Origin of the sequence: Streptomyces sp. DvalAA-14 (genome assembly GCF_900091855.1) — a bacterium.
Classification (GTDB): Bacteria; Actinomycetota; Actinomycetes; order Streptomycetales; family Streptomycetaceae; genus Actinacidiphila.
Genome location: NZ_FMCH01000158.1, coordinates 1 through 3349, shown reverse-complemented (window position 1 = coordinate 3349; position 3349 = coordinate 1). Strand labels below are relative to the sequence as shown.

Here is a 3349-nt window from a genome sequence, read left to right as displayed (position 1 = left end):
CGGCCGGCCGCGGCCCGGCGGCGGGTCCGAACTCCGCCGCCCGGGCGGCCCCGGTCCCGGCCCCCCACAGCGCTCCGGTCTCCGGGTCGACAACGGAACCGGACGCGTTGACGACGGCCAGCGCGGCCACCGTCGTTCCGGACGGCAGCACCCAGCTGGCGGTGCCCACACCGCCCTTGAGGCCCCCCGGCGACCGCGCCCGTACCGGCGCCGACGCAGCCCTGCGCTACGGGTGCGCCCTCCGGCGTGGCGGCGGCGGCCATCACCGCGGCTCGGCCGAGCTCCGGGCCCGGGCGGGCGTCCCACCGGCCACCGCGGCCGAGGTCGAACAAGGCGGCGGCCGGCACCACCGGCACCACCCGGCCGGGGCCGCCGACCGGGAAGCCGCGGCCCTGTTCCTCCAGCCACCCCACCACCCCGGAGGCGGCGTCCAGCCCGAAGGCACTGCCGCCGGTGAGCACGACCGCCTCGATCCGCTGGACGAGGTTGCGCGGGTCGAGCGCGTCGGTCTCCCGGGTGCCGGGTCCGCCACCGCGTACGTCCACGGCCGTGACGGCGCCGCCCTCGGGCGCCAGCACCACGGTGACACCGGTCAGCCAGCCGTCGCCGCGGCGCCCGGCGTGGCCGACCCGCAGGCCGGCGACATCGGTGAGCGCGTTGAGCGTGCCCGGCTGTCCGGCTCCGCCCCTGTCCCGTCCGCGCCCCGTCACGGCCGCAACAGCGAGCGGGCGGCGGCGTCCTCCCCGGCCTCCAGCAGGTTGGCGGCGGCGCCGACGATCAGCGGGTCGGGAGTGCCGACGATCTCCGGGTCCTTGTCGGTGTAGTCGAAGCGGTCCAGCACGCTGCGCATGGCCTCGACCCGGGCGCGCTTCTTGTCGTTGCTCTTGACCACCGTCCAGGGGGCGTGGTCGGTGTCGGTCTCCTGGAACATGGAGACCTTGGCCTCGGTGTACCGGTCCCACAGGTCGAGGGAGGCCAGGTCCATCGGGCTGAGCTTCCACTGCCGCACCGGGTCCACCCGGCGGATGGTGAAGCGGGTGCGCTGCTCGTTGCGGGAGACGGAGAACCAGAACTTCACCAGCTGGATGCCGTCGTCGACCAGCATCCGCTCGAAGGCCGGTGTCTGCCGCATGAAGCGGTGGTACTCGTCGTCGGTGCAAAAGCCCATCACCCGCTCCACACCGGCCCGGTTGTACCAGGACCGGTCGAAGAGCACGATCTCCCCGGCGGTGGGCAGCTGGGAGACATAGCGCTGGAAGTACCACTGGCCGCTCTCGCGCTCGGTGGGCTTCTCCAGCGCGATGACCCGGGCTCCGCGCGGGTTGAGGTGCTCTATGAAGCGCTTGATGGTGCCGCCCTTGCCGGCCGCGTCCCGCCCTTCGAAGACGATGACCAGCCGCTGGCCGGTCTCCTTCACCCACCGCTGCAGCTTCAGCAGCTCGATCTGCTGCAGCCGCTTGTGGTGCTCGTACTCGGGGCGCTCCATGCGCGCGTCGTAGGGGTAGTTCTCCCGCCAGGTGTCGATGACACTGCCGTCGGGGCGGATCAGCACCGGGTCGTCCTGGTCGGTGTAGTCCACGGTCATCCCCTCGAGGAGGGGGCTTTCGCTGGTGGAGTTACTCGTACCCATGGTGGTGCCGGTCCGCCTTCCGTCGTCGCGCGCTAGTGGAACTGGGGGATGATCAGGTACAGCCCGTACAGCACCACGGCTGCGCACACCAGGAAGCATGCGCCCGCGCTGACCTGCTGGAACGTACCACTGCCGCCTTCGGCGCGGACCGACTCCCCCTCGTCCAGGGCGCGCACGCCCAGGGCGAACAGGACCACCACGCCGATGGTGGCGCCGATGCTGACCACCGCGACCTCTCCCAGGGATCCCCAGTCGATGCTCATATGCGTCTTCTCCCTGTCTCTTGCTCAGGCACTGGCTTCGGCATGCGCCGTCGGGCGGACCGCGGCTTGCGGGCTGTTGTTGACGTTGTCGGCGTGCACGGGGTTGCGGCGGGACAGGCCCACGATCACGGCTGCGACGGCCAGCGCGGCCAGCGCGATCAGGACCGTTCCGAGCGTGCCGCCGTGCACCACCGCGCCGGCCGCCAGCGCGCCGACCACCGCGGCGGCGGGCAGTGTCACCAGCCAGGCCAGCGCCATCTTGCCCGCGGTGCCCCAGCGGACCTCGGCGAGCTTGCGGCCGACACCCGCGCCGAGGATGCCGCCGGAGCAGACCTGGGTGGTGGACAGCGCGAAGCCGAGGTTGGCCGAGGTCAGGATCACCGCGGTGGCGGCGGACTCGGCGGCGAAGCCCTGCGGCGACTCGATGTCGACGATGCCCTTGCCCATGGTGCGGATGATCCGCCAGCCGCCGATGTAGGTGCCGGTGGCGATGGCCAGTCCGGCGGTGAGGATCACCCACACCGGCGGGCCCGCGTCCTTGCCCAGGGCGCCGCAGGAGATCAGCGCGAGGGTGATGACACCCATGGTCTTCTGCGCGTCATTGGTGCCGTGCGCCAGCGAGACCAGCGACGCCGAGGCGATCTGCCCGGCGCGGAAACCCCGGGAGACGGTGTCCTTCTTCGCCCGCTGGGTGAGCCGGTAGGCGAGATACGTGGCGCCGAGCGCGGCCAGACCGGCCACGATCGGCGAGGCGACCGCAGGGAGCAGGATCTTCTCGACGACCTTGTCGAAGTGCACACCGGACCGGCCCGCGCCCACCCACACGGCGCCGATCAGTCCGCCGAACAGCGCGTGCGAGGAACTGGAGGGCAGTCCCAGCAGCCAGGTCATCAGATTCCACAGGATCGCGCCGACAAGCCCGGCGAAGATCATGCCGGGAGTGACGAGCGCGTCATTGACGATTCCGCCCGAGATGGTTTTCGCCACCTCGGTGGACAGGAACGCGCCCACCAGGTTGAGCGCTCCGCTGATCAGTACCGCGACCTTGGGCCGCAGCGCACCGGTCGCGATGGAAGTGGCCATCGCGTTGGCCGTGTCATGGAAACCGTTCGTGAAGTCGAACGCCAGAGCTGTGACGATGACCATTGCCACAAGAAAGGTGATGTGGTCCATGTCACCAGGTAAGCAGGGGCAGGCATACGAACGGGGAAGGACACGTGAAGGCGCGGTACACGGAGAGAGCCGGCGGGAAGGAGGCGGGGGCCGGGCCCGTCCCGGGCCGTTCGTGCGCCGGGCGGGCCGGCGCGCGCCGGGCGCAGTCAACGGGCCGCGCCCAGCCGGGCCCACACCTCGTCCGTTACGGCCAGCAGTTCGGCGATCCGGTCGGCGGGTGGCAGCGGGCCGTGGTCGCCGGACACCCGCAGGGCGGCGCCGGCGGTGAGGTGGGCCGTGCGCA

At 71.8% G+C, this 3349-nt stretch carries 3 protein-coding genes and 1 pseudogene; all 4 read right to left on the bottom strand.

Going from position 1 to position 3349, the window contains the following annotated elements; genetic code table 11:
* A pseudogene (locus GA0115240_RS07655) lies at nt 1-710 on the bottom strand (P1 family peptidase); the annotation flags it as partial.
* Nucleotides 707-1630, bottom strand: a complete 924-nt coding sequence (ppk2, locus tag GA0115240_RS07650; protein ID WP_093735899.1) for a polyphosphate kinase 2 — start codon at nt 1628-1630, stop codon at nt 707-709. The gene ppk2 and the pseudogene GA0115240_RS07655, both read right to left, overlap by 4 nt.
* Before the next feature lie 32 nt (nt 1631-1662).
* Nucleotides 1663-1893, bottom strand: a complete 231-nt coding sequence (locus tag GA0115240_RS07645; protein ID WP_093735898.1) for a hypothetical protein — start codon at nt 1891-1893, stop codon at nt 1663-1665.
* A gap of 24 nt (nt 1894-1917) precedes the next feature.
* Nucleotides 1918-3066 carry an inorganic phosphate transporter gene (locus GA0115240_RS07640; RefSeq protein ID WP_093735897.1) on the bottom strand — a complete coding sequence of 383 codons (1149 nt, stop codon included), beginning with the start codon at nt 3064-3066 and terminating at the stop codon, nt 1918-1920.
* Nucleotides 3067-3349 lie beyond the last annotated feature (283 nt).

Coding starts and splice junctions, on each gene's coding strand:
- ppk2 (WP_093735899.1), bottom strand. CDS start 1,630: ATGGGTACGAGTAACTCCACCAGCGAAAGCCCCCTCCTCGAGGGGATG.
- GA0115240_RS07645 (WP_093735898.1), bottom strand. CDS start 1,893: ATGAGCATCGACTGGGGATCCCTGGGAGAGGTCGCGGTGGTCAGCATC.
- GA0115240_RS07640 (WP_093735897.1), bottom strand. CDS start 3,066: ATGGACCACATCACCTTTCTTGTGGCAATGGTCATCGTCACAGCTCTG.